This window comes from Rhizobium sp. P44RR-XXIV (assembly GCF_001999485.2).
In the GTDB taxonomy this organism is placed as follows: Bacteria; Pseudomonadota; Alphaproteobacteria; order Rhizobiales; family Rhizobiaceae; genus Rhizobium.
In genome coordinates, this window is the sequence record NZ_MPVZ02000026.1 from 462,029 (window position 1) to 477,114 (window position 15,086).

General features: G+C 60.9%; 13 protein-coding genes and 1 pseudogene. 3 read left to right on the plus strand and 11 right to left on the minus strand.

Translation table 11 applies throughout. The annotated features are described in order from the left end of the window. Positions 1-82: 82 nt before the first annotated feature. The gene (locus BSK43_RS11105; RefSeq protein WP_205910603.1) at positions 83-631 is read right to left on the minus strand and encodes an NADPH-dependent FMN reductase; all 549 of its coding nucleotides are present in this window, start codon (positions 629-631) and stop codon (positions 83-85) included. 162 nt (positions 632-793) lie between these two features. Continuing rightward, positions 794-2,167 carry a GH1 family beta-glucosidase gene (locus BSK43_RS11110; protein ID WP_077469398.1) on the minus strand — a complete coding sequence of 458 codons (1,374 nt, stop codon included), beginning with the start codon at positions 2,165-2,167 and terminating at the stop codon, positions 794-796. Positions 2,168-2,426: 259 nt separating this feature from the next. On the opposite strand from BSK43_RS11110, the gene BSK43_RS11115 reads away from it, so the two are divergent. After that, positions 2,427-2,831, plus strand: coding sequence for a DoxX family protein (locus BSK43_RS11115; RefSeq protein ID WP_077469397.1), 405 nt, complete (start codon positions 2,427-2,429; stop codon positions 2,829-2,831). A gap of 57 nt (positions 2,832-2,888) precedes the next feature. Here BSK43_RS11115 and BSK43_RS11120 read toward each other — a convergent pair whose 3' ends face one another. The 5 genes and pseudogenes from BSK43_RS11120 to BSK43_RS11140 all read right to left on the minus strand — a co-directional run bounded on the left by BSK43_RS11120 (position 2,889) and on the right by BSK43_RS11140 (position 9,292). Further along, positions 2,889-4,076: a Gfo/Idh/MocA family oxidoreductase gene (locus BSK43_RS11120; RefSeq protein WP_077469396.1), complete on the minus strand. Its 1,188-nt coding sequence runs from the start codon at positions 4,074-4,076 to the stop codon at positions 2,889-2,891. Between the two features lie 293 nt (positions 4,077-4,369). Then, positions 4,370-5,421 (minus strand): annotated as a pseudogene (locus BSK43_RS11125) (sugar phosphate isomerase/epimerase). Positions 5,422-5,680: 259 nt separating this feature from the next. Then, positions 5,681-6,628, minus strand: coding sequence for a substrate-binding domain-containing protein (locus tag BSK43_RS11130; protein ID WP_068399909.1), 948 nt, complete (start codon positions 6,626-6,628; stop codon positions 5,681-5,683). Between the two features lie 64 nt (positions 6,629-6,692). Next, the gene (locus tag BSK43_RS11135) at positions 6,693-7,706 is read right to left on the minus strand and encodes an ABC transporter permease (protein ID WP_068400503.1); all 1,014 of its coding nucleotides are present in this window, start codon (positions 7,704-7,706) and stop codon (positions 6,693-6,695) included. A gap of 62 nt (positions 7,707-7,768) precedes the next feature. Further along, the gene (locus BSK43_RS11140; RefSeq protein ID WP_077469395.1) at positions 7,769-9,292 is read right to left on the minus strand and encodes a sugar ABC transporter ATP-binding protein; all 1,524 of its coding nucleotides are present in this window, start codon (positions 9,290-9,292) and stop codon (positions 7,769-7,771) included. A 167-nt stretch (positions 9,293-9,459) separates the two neighbouring features. Here BSK43_RS11140 and BSK43_RS11145 point away from each other — a divergent pair, with 167 nt between their 5' ends. Together BSK43_RS11145 and BSK43_RS11150 are read left to right on the plus strand one after the other, a co-directional pair. Next, positions 9,460-10,485 carry a LacI family DNA-binding transcriptional regulator gene (locus tag BSK43_RS11145; protein WP_077469394.1) on the plus strand — a complete coding sequence of 342 codons (1,026 nt, stop codon included), beginning with the start codon at positions 9,460-9,462 and terminating at the stop codon, positions 10,483-10,485. A gap of 12 nt (positions 10,486-10,497) precedes the next feature. Further along, positions 10,498-10,854, plus strand: coding sequence for a VOC family protein (locus BSK43_RS11150; RefSeq protein ID WP_077469393.1), 357 nt, complete (start codon positions 10,498-10,500; stop codon positions 10,852-10,854). A 40-nt stretch (positions 10,855-10,894) separates the two neighbouring features. Here the strand turns inward: BSK43_RS11150 and BSK43_RS11155 are convergent, their stop codons facing one another. From BSK43_RS11155 to BSK43_RS11170, 4 genes are all read right to left on the minus strand, one after another. Next, entirely contained in the window at positions 10,895-11,794 is a 900-nt protein-coding gene (locus BSK43_RS11155) for a xylose isomerase (protein WP_348641747.1), read from the minus strand. Beyond that, on the minus strand, positions 11,698-12,204 hold the full coding sequence (locus tag BSK43_RS35620) for a hypothetical protein (RefSeq protein ID WP_246662532.1): 507 nt from the start codon (positions 12,202-12,204) through the stop codon (positions 11,698-11,700). The genes BSK43_RS11155 and BSK43_RS35620 overlap by 97 nt, the downstream gene beginning before the upstream one ends. A 224-nt stretch (positions 12,205-12,428) precedes the next feature. Continuing rightward, complete coding sequence (xylB, locus tag BSK43_RS11165; protein ID WP_136686849.1) at positions 12,429-13,886, minus strand: xylulokinase; 1,458 nt, start codon at positions 13,884-13,886, stop codon at positions 12,429-12,431. A gap of 37 nt (positions 13,887-13,923) precedes the next feature. After that, a complete protein-coding gene (locus tag BSK43_RS11170) occupies positions 13,924-14,949 on the minus strand; it encodes a LacI family DNA-binding transcriptional regulator (RefSeq protein WP_077472558.1) in 1,026 nt (341 codons plus the stop codon). Positions 14,950-15,086 lie beyond the last annotated feature (137 nt).

The following is a 15,086-nucleotide window of genomic DNA, read 5'->3' on the forward strand; positions in this document are numbered from 1 at the left end:
CCGTCAGGACTTCAATAAACGGTTAAGGCGAGTTGGAGATTCCTACAGGAAAGAGTTGTATATTTGCCGCCCCCGGCAAAATTTATGGCCCAGCGCAAATCGCCTCTGCGAAACGTCTGAGACTAGCCTGCAACAGGCCGCTTTCGCGTGCATCCGAGAGAATTGCCGCCTGCGCCTCATCGCTCTTGCCGGCAATCGGTACACGCAAAAAGGCCGCCTCCACGATGCGCAGCGACATGGTCTGCAGCACCTCGGCAAGCTGCTCCAGCACAAGGTCGCCGCGATGCGAGGCATGCGCGAACATGAGCGGTTTGAAAGGCACCTCGTCGCGTGACACCAACCAGTCCAGCGCATTCTTGAAGCCACCCGGTATGCCATGCGCATATTCGGGACAGGAGACGATCAAACCATCGGCGCGCTCGATCCTCGCGGCAAATTGCTCGACAATGGTCGGCGTCCTCTCACCCTCGTCATCCGGATTGAAGATTGGCAGGTCGCCGATCAGATCGCAGATCTCGATAGCGATGCCCTCCGGACAGACCTGCCTTAGGGCTTCCAGCAGCCGGCGGCTGGTCGAAGCCTGCCGCTGGCTGCCGCACAATGCATAAAGGAAAAGCGGGCGCGAGATCATATGCGAAGCCTAGCAGCCGCGATCGATTCGGGCGATAGCCACCCTCCCCTTGAGGGGGAGGGTCGACCAAAGGTCCGGGGTGGGGTGACCATTACGGACGCCGAAGATTATCCCCACCCGCGCGTTCCGCGCGACCTCCCCTCGGGGGGGGGTAAAACCGTATTAATCCGCCTTATGGTTGCCCTTCGGAAACTGAGCGGCCAGCTCTCGATACCACTTGCCGCTCTTCTTGACCGTGCGGACCTGCGTCTCGTAGTCGACATGTACGAGGCCGAAGCGCATGCGATAGCCTTCGGCCCATTCAAAATTGTCCATCAGGCTCCAGGCGAAATAGCCGCGCATCGGATAGCCATCTTTGATCAGGTCGGCGACGATGCCGAGATGCTCGATGTAGTAATCGAGGCGCGGCTGGTCATCAACCTCGCCGTTGACCACGCCCATGTTGTAGCAGGCACCGTTCTCGGTGATGTAGCATTCCGGCAGCTCGTAGCGCTTGTTGAGATCTTCGACAACGTGCTTCAGGCCCGGCGCATAGATTTCCCAGCCGATATCGGTCTTTACGTCGCTGACCGGCGGCGCTTCCTTTGTCCAGGGAAAATCGCCGCTCTTCGAGGCGTCATCGGAGACGCGCATCGGCATGTAATAGTTCAGACCCCACCAATCGAGCTTCTGGTTGATGGTCTTGAGATCGCCATCCTCGATGACAGGCATGCGGTCGCCAAGCGCCTCGACAAACTCCTTCGGATACTCCCCCTTGAAGATCGGATCGAAGAAGGCGCCATTGTGGAACTGATGCGCGCGCTCGACGGCAGCGGCATCTTCCGGGCGATCCGAGCCCGGCAGGACCGAAGCAGCATTCAGCACGATGCCGACGGGCACTTTCGGCGCAACGGAGCGGATCGCCTCGACGCCGAGACCATGGGCAAGGTTCATATAGTGCATGGCGTAGAGCGCCGCTTGCATGTTGCGTTCGCCCGGCGCATGGACGCCGTAGAGATGGCTCAGCCAGACGATGCACCACGGCTCGTTGAAGGTGGCAACGGAATCGAGACGATCGCCGAGCCGCGACATCACGGTCTTGGCGTAGCGCTGGAAGGCATGCGCGGTCGAGCGCGCCGTCCAGCCACCGTCGCCGGCAAGCGTCAGCGGCAGATCCCAGTGATAGAGTGTCGCGAAGGTCTTGATCCCGCGCGCCTTGCAGCCGTCGACAAGACGATCGTAGAAATCGAGGCCTGCCTCATTCACCGGGCCGGTGCCATCGGGAATGATGCGTGGCCAGGCGATCGAGAAGCGATAGGCTTCGACGCCCATCTCCTTTATCAGATCCAGATCCTGCTCCAGCCGGTTATAATGGTCGCAGGCGACATCGCCATTCTGGCGCTGAAAGACGCGGCCCGGCATATTGGCGAAGGCATCCCATATCGAGGGCTTGCGGCCGTCCGCCTTGGTGGCGCCTTCGATCTGGAAGGCGGCGGTGGCAACGCCGAAGGTGAAATCGCCGGGGAAGCGATCAGCAAGAAGCTTCGGATCGATCATGATGAAAATCCCGTCTGTTATGGCTTCGTTGGCTGCGGTTTAGCCAAGCCGCGTGACAAAGTACAGTGCCGATATGACAGAGCTGCAACGTTGCAGCCACTGAGAAACCGAGCCGGCTACCGGTTTCGCGGAGGAGTCCACAGGCAAGCGCAGAGCCTTTGCGGATAGTTCGATAACATCAATGTCAACAGTCGTGACTTGTCTTTTTATTGCGGATCAATTGAGGGTAGTGTTCAAACTTGACAGTGAAAGGATACAAATGCTCCCTGCGCTCCACTCTCTCCACCCCTATCTGCTGAGCCTCTTGCGCATCGTCGCGTCGCTGGTGCTGTTCAGCTATGGAACGCAAAAGGTGCTGCATTTTCCAGCCGCCGAGACTGTTCCGGCCGTCGGATCACTCTCATGGATCGCCGGCCTGCTCGAGCTTACCCTCGGCTTCCTCGTCCTGATCGGCTTCCAGACGCGGATCGCTTCCTTCGTCCTGTCGGGCCTGATGGCCTTCGCCTATTTCCTGCGCCACGCGCCACAGAGCTTCTATCCGGCACAGAACGGTGGCGTCTCGGCCATCCTCTTCTGCTTCATCTTCCTGTTTCTCGTCGCAGCCGGCAGCGGCCCGCTTGGTATCGACGCACTAACAAAGCGCAAGCAGGGACTCGCCGCCTGACCGGCAACAACCCCAGCGAATTCGAGGCGGCCTTCGCCGCCTCGAACAAAATCGAACCTATAGCTTGATCCAGGCGCCGTTGCGCTTCGAAGAAGCAACGCAAGCGTCGACGAAGGCAACACCCTTCACGCCGTCATCGACCGTCGGGTAGATCACGGCCGGATCGACCGCAACGCCCTTCTTGGCCGCATTAATGGCGCGCGCAGCCTCGGTGTAGATCGTAGCAAAAGCTTCCAGATAGCCTTCCGGATGGCCCGACGGGATACGCGAGACACGGGCCGCTGCAGCGCCTGAGCCGGCGCCATTGCGGGTAATCAACCGCTTCTGCTCGCCGAACGGCGTGTACCAGAGATAGTTCGGATCGGCCTGCGTCCACTCGATACCGCCCTTGGTACCATAGACCCGGAGCTTCAGGCCGTTCTCGTGGCCCGGCGCCACCTGACTGCACCAGAGCATGCCTTTAGCTGGCTTTTCCGAACCCCTGGCCTTGAAGCGCAGCATCACATGGGCGTTATCGTCGAGGCGACGTCCCTCGACGAAGCTGTCGAGGTCGGCAGCAAGGCTATCGAGTTCAAGGCCGGTAACAAAAGAGGCGAGATTATAGGCATGGGTGCCGATATCGCCTGTGGAGCCGCCAGCACCCGACTGTGACGGGTCGGTGCGCCAAGCTGCCTGCTTCTGGCCGGACTGTTCGATATTCTCCGTCAGCCAATCCTGCGGATATTCGGCCTGCACGATGCGGATATCGCCGAGCTCGCCGTTGGCGATCATCTCGCGCGCCTGGCGGATCATCGGATAGCCGGTGTAATTGTGGGTGAGGATGAAGAGCGCACCACTCTCGTCGGCCACTTTCTTCAGCTTCTTGGCGTCGGCGAGATTGGATGTCAGCGGCTTGTCGCAGATGACGTGGATGCCGCGACGCAGGAATTCCTTGGCGGCGTCGTAATGCACATGGTTCGGCGTCACGATCGAAACCGCCTCGATGCCGTTCTTCAGCTTGGCTTCGCGGATCGCCATGTCGCGGTAGCTGGAATAGGTGCGCGTGGGGTCGAGGCCGAGATCGCGCCCGGAAGCAATGGCCCGCTCCGGCGAGGAAGAAAGCGCACCGGCGATGAGATCGAACTGGTCGTCAATGCGTGCGGCGATGCGATGCACCGCGCCGATGAAGGCGCCAGCGCCGCCGCCCACCATGCCAAGCCGAATGCGCGGCTCCCGCGTCTGTTCCGATGATCCTTCGATTGCCATAAGGGCCCTCCTGAATAAATTAAAATTCAAATTCCTGATGCTTGTCGTTTCAAGCCACCCGCCTCGCCCTTCAAGGGCCCTACGGGCCACCTCAGGGTGAGGCTGATCTTCTGCGCCAGCACCACTACCCTCTACCTACCAATGCCGAAGATGGCCTTTGTGGAGTTTCGCAAAAGCCCGCTCCGCCCTCATCCTGAGGTGCGGAGCCTCCTGAGCTCTGCGAGGGAGTGAAGCCTCGAAGGACGAGGGCGGCCTCTACCTTCTCCCCGCACCTGCGGGGAGAAGGCTTTGGATTACAGCCCCAGCATGCGCCGGTTTGCCGCCTGGTCCGTGCCGCTGCCGGCGAAATCGTCGAAGGCCTTTTCCGTCACGCGGATGATGTGCGCCTTGACGAATTCGGCGCCTTCGCGTGCGCCGTCTTCGGGATGCTTCAGCGCGCATTCCCATTCGACCACGGCCCAGCCATCGAAATTGTTCGCCGTCATCTTCGAGAACACGGCGCCGAAATCGACCTGACCGTCGCCCAGCGAACGGAAGCGGCCGGCACGCTCGACCCAGCCCTGATAGCCGCCATAGACGCCTTGTCGGCCGGTCGGGTTGAATTCCGCGTCCTTGACGTGGAACATCTTGATACGGTCCTTGTAGATGTCGATGTTGTCGAGATAATCGAGGCACTGCAGGACGTAGTGCGAGGGGTCATAGAGCATGTTGGCGCGCGGATGGTTCTTCACGCGCTCCAGGAACATCTCGAAAGTGATGCCGTCATGCAGGTCTTCGCCCGGATGGATTTCGTAGCAGACGTCAACGCCGTTTTCGTCGGCATGGTTGAGGATCGGCGTCCAGCGGCGGGCAAGCTCGTCGAAGGCGTCTCGACGAGACCGGCCGGGCGCTGCGGCCACGGATAGATGAAGGGCCAGGCAAGCGCGCCGGAGAAGGTCGCATGCGCCTTGATGCCGAGATGCTTAGAGGCGGTCAGCGCCATCTTCACCTGCTCGACAGCCCATTCCTGCCGTGCCTTCGGATTCCCTCGCACTTCCGGCGCTGCAAAGCCGTCGAAGGCTTCGTCATAGGCCGGATGAACAGCAACGAGCTGGCCTTGCAGGTGGGTCGAAAGTTCCGTGACTTCGACGCCGTTCGAGCGGGCAACGCCCGCGAACTCGTCGCAATAATCCTTGGAGCTGGCCGCCTTCTTCAGGTCGATGAGCTGGCTTGCCCAGGTCGGAACCTGCACGCCGACATAGCCGGCGTCAGCCGCCCACTTCGTGATCGAATCCCACGAGTTGAACGGTGCGGCATCGCCTGCGAACTGGCCGAGAAACAGGCCGGGGCCCTTGATCGTCTTCATCAGTAATTCCTCCCTAATCACGTTCTGTAAACGTTTCCGATGCCTTGCGGACCCTTATGTGAGGTGGTTGGGACACCATAACCTCGAAAAACTATAGGGTCGTTTGGCTGAAAGTCGAATGCCTCGTGACCTAAACACGGCACGCTGTCGACGGCAAGAGGTACGTGCCGCAAAAATTTCCACTCGATGCGAAATGACACGGCATCTGCATAAAAAACGCCCGCCGGAACCGGCGGGCGCATCTGTTCAGATCAACCGATCAGAACGGTGAATCGGCGAAGTAGAAGTCCTTGGCATTGTCCTTGGTGACGAGCGTCGCATCGAGGATGTAATTGCCGCGAACCGGAACCTGGTCGTAGAAGTTGGCAGCGGTCAGAGCCATGGCCGTGCCAACCATTGCCGGCGGGTAAAGCACGTCGACCGGGATCAGCTTGTCGCCGTCCATGACCTTCTTGATCATGTCCTTCGAGCCGGCGCCGGCGATGACATACTTGATGTCGGTACGCTTGGCCTGTTCGATCGCCTGCAGCACGCCGACGGCCATGTCGTCATCCTGGCACCACACGACGTCGATCTTCGGGAACTTCGTCAGGTAGTCCTGCATGACCTTGAAGGCATCGTCGCGGTTCCAGTTGCCGTACTGACGGTCGAGAACCTTGACGTTCGAGCCGGCAATACCCTTGTCGAAACCGTCCTGACGCTGCTGGTCGATCGGGATCGGCAGGCCACGGATGATGACGACCTGCGCGTCCGGCGTGTTCTTCTTGATGTATTCGCCAGCCGTCTGGCCGAGCGCCGGGTTGTTGCCGGCAACGTAGAGGTCGCGGACGGAATTGTCGTTGCTGCTTGGCGCGCGGTCGACGAGCGTGACGAACTTACCCTTGTCCTTGACTTCCTTGATGGCGTTGACCAGCGGATCCGGGTCAGACGGCAGGATCACGAGCGCGTCGATGCCCTGGGTCTCAAGGTCCTGCACGGCGTTTGCCTGGCTGGCGGCATCAGGCGAAGTCTTGACGATGACGGTCAGTCCCGGATGCTCCGCCATCAAGAGCTTGGCAACACGCTCGGCATGGAACACCACGCCCGAGGTCCAGCCATGGTCGGCGGCCGGAATGGAGACGCCGATCGTCACCTTCTTGTCTGCGGCATGTACCGTGCCGGCCAAGGCCGCCATCACCACCGCCAGTCCCAATAGTCTTTTACGCATGTTTATCCTCCCAGATAGAGACAGGGCCTTGTCACAAGAACCGGGCGCCCCCTGACCCGGTTATTCATGATTTGCGCGCAAGCGAGCGCTGGACCAGCATGGCGATGATGATGATCGCGCCCTGGATGGCACTCAGCAGATACTCGCTGATGAAATTGGAAAGCAGCATGATGTTGCCGACGAGCTCGAGGATGAAGGCACCGCAGATCGTGCCCCATACCCTGCCCGCGCCGCCTTTCAGCGCCGTCCCGCCGACGACCACGGCGGTAATCGCCTGCAGCTCCCAGAGAATGCCCGTCGTTGCCGACGTCGACCCGAGCCGCGGCACGTAGAGAAGCACGGCAATCGCCACACACAGGCCCTGGATGACAAAGGCGACGGTGCGGACGCGATTGACCGCCACGCCGGAATAGCGCGCAACATCACGATTGGAGCCGACGGCGATGACATGCCGGCCGTAACGCGTGCGATAAAGGATGAAGGCCGCGATGCAGGTGACGACAAGAATGACCACGATCGGAACCGGCACGCCGAGCACGGAACCATAATAGACGGGTTTGTAGAGCGCCTGCACATCCGCCGGGCGCAAGGTGATCGCGCCGCCCTGCGACAGCCAGGTCGTCAAGCCGCGGTAGACGCCCATCGTGCCCAGCGTTGCGATGAAAGGTTCGATCTTGCCCATGGTCGTGATCAGGCCATTGGCCAGGCCGCACAGGACGCCCGCGACAACCGAGAACAATACAGCCGCCGCCAGCATCAGGCTCGGATCGGCGATGACGCCCGAGTTCATGAACAGTATCATCAGGCTCGCAACGAAGGCGACCATTGCGCCAACGGACAAATCGAGATCGCCCGCCGAGATGACGAAGGTTGCTCCCACCGCGATGATCGCAATGAAGGCGCATCTGGTGGCGACATTGGTAAGATTGGTCATGCCGATGAAATTCGGATTGACCAACGCGCCGACGATCAGGAGCAGCACCAGCGCCGCAAACGGCGCCACGGCCCGCAGATCGACATCCCGCCAGGATCGGCCCCGCCTGACTGTCTTCTCGCTGCTATCCTCGCCCACGCTCATATCCAAAACCAACCTCCCGCCCCATTATTGCTTGGGAATTCACTTATGCCTTCGCCGCCCGTTCAGGCAGCCGTCTTTTTCTTCAGGCCCGCCGCATAACGCATGATCTCCTGTTCGGAGATTTCGTCGCCTTCGAGCATACCGACGATCCGGCCCTCGCGCATGACGGCCACGCGCGTGCACAGCCCAATGACCTCAGGCATCTCCGAAGAAACGACAATGATCGAATGCCCGTCGCGCGCCAGCGCCGAGATGAAATGATAGATCTGCTGCTTCGTGCCGACATCGATGCCGCGGGTCGGCTCGTCGATGATGATGATCTGCGGCTCGGTCTCCATAACCTTTGCAAGCAGCAGCTTCTGCTGATTGCCGCCGGACATGCGGCCGGCAACGATGTTTCCGTCGCGAACGCGGATATCGAAACGGCGGCGCGCTCGCGCCAAGGCATCAGCTTCGCTTGCGGCGCTGAGATAACCGAACCTGCCGTGCCGATCGAGCGACTGCAGCGTAAGGTTCGCCGTCATGCCGGAGTTCAGAAGCAGGCCCTTGGACTTGCGGTCCTTGGTCATATAGGCAAGACCGGCACCGATCGCTGCATGCACGTCATGCGCCGCTACGGATTGTCCGTTGACGACGACCTCACCGGATGCCCGCGAGCGCAGGCCGACGATCGCTTCCATCAGCTCGGTGCGGCCGGAGCCGATCATGCCGGAAAAGCCGAGTATTTCGCCCTTGCGCAGCTCGAAGCTCGCATCGCGGACATAGCCCGTCGAGATGGAATTGACCGCGAGCACGACATTCTCATCGACATCGGGCTCGTTCTTTGCCGGATAGAGACTGGAGAGTTCACGCCCGACCATCAATTGCGCGATGGATTCACCGTCGAGCATCGAGGTCGGCGACGTCTTCACCCACTGGCCATCGCGCAGGACCGTGACCCGGTCCGTCAGCTCCATGACTTCATCGAGCTTGTGCGACACGAACACGAAGCTCGTGCCCTGGTCGCGCAGCTTGCGCACCTGCTTGAACAGAAAGTTGGTTTCCTCACGCGACAGCACGGCCGTCGGCTCGTCCATGAAGACGATCCGCGCATCACGGCTGATCGCCTTGGCAATCTCGACCATCTGCTTGTCGGCAACGGAAAGCGCGCTGATCATCGCATTCTCGTCGACATGCGACCCGAGGAGATCGAGCACACGCCGCGTCTCCGCCCGCATGTGCTTGCGGTCGAGCACGCCGAAATGCGTGACTTCGCGGCCCAGAAACAAGCTCTCGGTCACGGTCAGATGTTCGGCAAGATTGAATTCCTGGTGGATGATGACAATGCCGAGCGCCTCGGCGGCGCCATTCGGCGGCAGCTTCACCGGCTTGCCGTCAAGCAGGATTTCGCCGGAACTGGGCTGCTCGAAACCGGAGAGAACCTTGACCAGCGTCGACTTGCCGGCGCCGTTTTCGCCCATCAATGCATGGATTTCGCCGGCCCGGAGATCGAAGTTGACGCTGAACAGAACCTGCACGCCATTGAAGGACTTACAGATTCGCTTCGCTGACAGCACAACGGCACCGTCGACGGCCTCCGAATTCATTGCTTCCTCCCTTGCGGCTCCACCCGCTTTCCTTGCTGTGTAAACCTTTACATATAACGTGTAAAGGTTTACATCGTTGGATATTGCACAATTCTTCACGGTCGCCTTTGACCTGCACGGAAGTCTGTGTAGTGTCCGGTGCGAGACGAGACCCAAGGCAGAGCGCAGTGTCGAATTCCACGCCCGCAACCATCGAAGACGTCGCCCGAATTGCCAATGTTTCGATCGCAACGGTCTCCCGGGCAATCCACATGCCGGAGAAGGTCGCCAATTCGACGCGGCTGAAGGTCAATCAGGCAATTGCCGTCACCGGCTACACGACCAATGCCATGGCACGCAGCCTCAGGCTGGGCCGTTCCAACATGATTCTCGTGGTCGCGCCCGACATTGGCGACCCCAATTTCTCCAATATCCTCATCGGCCTGGAGAATGAAGCACGCGCGCATGGCTATGGCATCCTCATCGGTCATACGCAGAACGATGCCCAGCGCGGGCTTGAATATCTGAAATTCCTGAATTCCAACCAGGCGGCGGGATTGATCCTGTTCACCGGCATATTGCCTTTCGGACACCAGACGATGACGGCGCGCTTGCCGCCGAGCGTCGGCGTCTTCGAGCCGGTGTTCAATGGCGGTATTCCCTATGTCGGCGTCGACGATATCGCCGGTGCGCGCAAGGCCGTCGACCTTCTGATCGCCGAAGGCCATCGCAAGATCGCGTTTATCGGCGATTCCCGCACCCGCCTTGCCTATAGCCGGCGGCGCATGGGTTACGAGGCCGGGATGGATGCCGCCGAAATCGGCGAGGATCTCCGCATCGTTCTCGACGGCGACGGCACCATCGAGAGCGGGCGGCTGGCCGTCGAGCAGCTTTTCATGCGCGACACGCTGCCGACAGCCTTCATGTGCGTCAACGATCAGACCGCAATCGGCGTGATGATCGGCCTGAAGACACGCGGCTACGACATTCCGGGGGACTTTTCGGTGACCGGCTTCGACGACGTGCCGCAAGCCGTCTTCATGACGCCATCGCTGACGACAATCCGCCAGCCGCGCACCGCCATCGGCAAGCATGCCATGGCGCTGCTGCTCGAACTCCTCTCGGACGGTCAGCCGACGGAGACGGAAATCCTGCTGCTGCCGGATCTGGTTGTGCGCAACTCGGTGTCGGCGCCGTCGCGTATCAGGCGATAGGGAGGCGCAGCCATGCCGCTCGGCAGGATCGTCCTCTATGTACGCGATGTGGAAGCGACGATCGATTTCTACCAGAGATATTTTAGCTTCAAGCCGCTCCGACAGGAGGGTGATCGGATTGTCGAACTCCTGGCACCGGATGGCGGCGCCAATCTGATGATCCATCAGGCAGGAAAGGCCCAGAAGATGGGCCAGGTGCTGGTGAAACTGGTCTTCGACGTCGAAAATGTCGATGCATTCCGCGCCAAATGCGCGGGCGATGGACTGGAATTCGGCCCTCTGCATCAGGCCGACGGCTATGTATTCGCCAATGCCAAGGACCCCTCGGGAAATCCCATCGCTATTTCCAGCCGCGCGTTCAGGCGGTAGTCCGAGAGGCGACGAATAGCCGCCTCCCGGATGTCATCGATCAAACGTAACGATTGACGATGTTCTCAAGCAGTTCCTGCTTGCCGGACTTCGGCTGCGGATTGATATCCTTGGCCTCGACCCACTGCGCGATCTGATCGAGTGAATATTCGCCGCGAAGCAGCTTCTGTCCTTCGGCCGAATCCCAACCGGCGTAGCGGTCGGCGAGCGGCTGCGACAGCGCCTTGTCTTCGATCATCTTGGCAGCAGCCTTCAGGCCACGGGCGCAGCAATCCATGCCGCCGATATGACCGATCAGCAGGTCTGCCGGATCAAGCGACTGACGACGCAGCTTCGAATCGAAGTTGGTACCGCCGTTCTTGAAGCCGCCGCCTGCCAGAACCTGGTAGTAGGCCAGCGTCATTTCCGGAACATTGTTCGGGAACTGGTCGGTATCCCAGCCGGACTGGTAGTCGTTGCGGTTCATGTCGATCGAGCCGAAGATGCCGAGCGTGTTGGCCAGCGCCAGTTCGTGCTCGAAGGAGTGGCCGGCGAGGATCGCATGGCCCTGCTCGATATTGACCTTCACTTCGTTTTCGAGGCCGTTCTTCTTCAGGAAGCCATAGACGGTCGCGACGTCGTAGTCATACTGGTGCTTGGTCGGCTCCTGCGGCTTCGGCTCGATCAGGATCGTGCCCTTGAAGCCGATCTTGTGCTTGTACTCGACCACGAGGTTGAGGAAGCGGCCCATCTGGTCCAGTTCACGCGTCAGGTCGGTGTTGAGCAAGGTTTCATAGCCTTCGCGGCCGCCCCAAAGCACGTAGTTCTCGCCGCCGAGCTTGTGGGTCGCGTCCATGCAGGTCTTCACGGTCGCAGCCGAGAAGGCGAAGACGTCCGGATCCGGTTGGTGGCAGCGCCCGACATGAAGCGGCGGTTCGAGAAGAGGTTCGCCGTGCCCCACAGCAGCTTGACGCCGGTTTCGGCCTGCTTCTGGGCGAAGTAATCGACGATCTCGTTGAGGTTCCTGGTGTTCTCGGCAAAGTTCTTGCCTTCCGGACGCACGTCAGCATCGTGGAAGCAGTAGTAGGGCGAGCCGAGCAGCGTGAAGAATTCGAACGCGACGTCAGCCTTTAGCTTGGCGGCTTCCATCGTCTCGTTGAACCAGGGGCGAAGGAAAGTCTGGCCGCCAAAGGGGTCGCCGCCCGGCCAGGTGAAGGTATGCCAATAGGCGACGGCAAAGCGAAGATGGTCTTCCATGCGCTTGCCGGCAACAACCTCGTCCTTGTTGTAGTGGCGGAAGGCCAGTGGATTGGTGCTGTCGGGGCCTTCGTATTTTACCTTGCTGATATCGCCGAAAAATCCGGTGCTCATAGTCTGTCTCCTTGGGTTTTGGTATTTCGGTATTCGTGTTCGTGCCGTGTAGCTTTGCCCCTCACCCTAGCCCTCTCCCCGCAAGCGGGGAGAGGGGACGACTTCTGTACCCTCGCCCAAATCAGAGACGGAGGGACGGTGATGGTGCGTCTATCCCCTTCTCCCCGTCAGAACGGGGAGAAGATGCCCGACAGGGCGGATGAGGGGCTTTAAGCCACAGTATTTCAATGCGCCGACAACGGCTTGATCGCCGGATAAAGCGCCCGATAGCGCTTGTAGGCATCCGTATAGGCATCCGTCAGCGCCGCGACCGGCTCAATCGTCCCGGCCGTCTGTGGCGGCGTGCAGACCGCAACCGGATCAGCGCCGGTGGCCGCGATCAGGCCGAGACGCGCAGCGCCGAAGGCAGCACCGAAATCGCCGTCCGCCGGCAGATCCACAGGCACGCCGAGCGCCGTGGCGATCGAGGCCAGCCAGTAGCGCGAGCGCGAGCCGCCGCCGATGGCGGTGACGCGGGCAATGTCGGTGCCGGCGGAGCGCAGCGCTTCGAGATTGTCGCGGATGGCGAAGGATACGCCTTCGAGCACGGCCTGCGTCAGCACTGCGCGGCCGCTTTCATGACCAAGGCCGATGAAGGCACCGCGGATCGTCGCGTCATTGTGCGGCGTGCGCTCGCCTGAGAGATAGGGGAGGAAGGTAACGCTGGAAGGCGCTTTCAGCGTCTCGCCCAGCTCGCCGGTGAGGTCGGCGGCGGATTTGCCTGTCACGCCCGAATGCCAGTTCAGCGCATCGGTCGCCGACAGAATGACGCCCATCTGGTGCCAGGTATTCGGCAGCGCATGGCAGAAGGCATGCACGGCGCTCTCCGGCTTCGGCAGGTAGGAGCCGTTGGCAGCAAAGAGCACGCCTGACGTTCCGAGCGAAACGAAGGCGGCGCCATGGCTCACCGTGCCCATGCCGCAGGCCGAGGCTGCATTGTCCCCTGCCCCGCCGGCAACGACGACATCGCCGCCGATACCCCATTTCGAGGCCAGCTCACCACGCAACTTGCCGGCAGCTTCCGTGCCTTCGACCAGCGTCGGCATCTGCTTTTCATCGAGATTGGTCGCGGCCAGCAGCTCGGAAGACCATTTGCGCTTGCCGGTGTCGAGCCAGGAGGTGCCGGCGGAATCGGACATTTCCGACATGTGTTCGCCGGTCAGCCACAGGCGCAGATAGTCCTTGGGCAAAAGCACCCAGCGCACTCTGGCGAAGACATCGGGCTCATGCTTGGCGACCCAGGCGAGCTTGGGCGCGGTGAAGCCGGGGAAGACGATATTGCCGGTCAGCGCGCGGAAGCGCGGATCGGCGTCAAGCGCTGCAGCCTCATGATAGCTGCGCGTATCGTTCCAGAGGATGCAGGGCCGCAGCACCTTGTCATCGGCATCGAGCGATGTCGCCCCATGCATCTGGCCGGAAAGGCCGATGCCGCGCACCGCCGCCAGCTCCTTCGGATGCGCCGCCTTCAGCCCGGCAACCGCTTCCTCGGTCGCGCGGACCCAGTGCGCCGGATCCTGCTCCGACCAGCCGGGATGCGGACGCGATACATCGAGATCGCCATGGGCGGAACCGATGATCTTCTGATTGCCGTCGATCAGCATCGCTTTGACGCCGGACGTTCCGAGATCGAGACCCAAATACATCAGATGCTACTCCCTGTGTTCTGCCACTTTCGAATGATCAGGGCAGATTATCCTTCAAGAAAATGTCGAGACGTATGCGCTCCTGGTCGGCGATGACGCCCTGACCATCGGCCTTCGCCTTCATCACACGGATGGCGCTGCGTATTTCGTGGCCGGCATCCTGGTTAAGAACGGCGTCGATCGTGCCATCCATCAGCGCGGCGCGCGTATGCTGCGTCAACTCATGCACGACGACGGTCAGCTCGCGCTCGGGCCGAACGGCCTTTACGGCAGCAATCAGGCCCCGGTTACCGGCGCCGAGGCTGTAGACGCCGATGATCTTTGTGCTGCCAGAAAGCGCCTTGGAAACGAGCGACCTGGCACGCTCAGGATCATCGCGTCCCTCGAGCACAGGCAGCAATCGTAGCTTGGGAAACTCCGCCGCCATGACGGCTGAAAATCCTTCGAGGCGCTCGCGATGGTCGCGCACCAGCATCGAGCCGGCTAGAACGGTGATATCGCCCTCCTGCCCACCGAGAAACCGGCCGAGCAGCCGGGCGGCGGTCCGCCCCGCAGCGATATTGTCGATACCGGCATAATGATGCCGAGTGGAATCGGTAAGGTCGGAGACCAGGGTGACCACAGGAATACGCTCGGATACGAGGCGGTCGACGGCGGCCCGCACCTCCGGTGCGTCCGTTGCGACAAGCGCAACGCCAGCGAGATCCTGTCCTTGCAGCGCATCGAGTGCGGCAACCAGCGCCGACACATCGAAAGGCGGCACCTCCAAAATGCGGATTTCGGTGCGCTCGAAGCTTGAGCGCAATGTCGCCTGATGCACCTCGGAGCGAAGTCCGTGCATGAAGGAATTGTCGCCTGTCGGCAGGATGAAGACGATGGGATAGACGCGGCCCTTGGCGAGATTGGCAGCGGCGACATCGCGGATGTAGCCGATCTCGTTGATAGCAGCTTCCACCTTCTCCCGCGTCACCAGCCGCACGCCTGGCCGCTGGTTCAACACGCGGTCGACGGTGGCAAGGCTCACGCCTGCGGCAGCAGCGATATCATGAACAGTCGGTCTCATCAGCTCCTCCTGCCGAGATCCTTACTGCGATTTCTGATGTACGTAAATCAAAAATTTTCAGCCACCCGATTTTCCTGCCGATTTTTCCTCTAGAAACGAAAAAGGCCCCTCGCTTCGAGGGGCCTTCTATCCATACC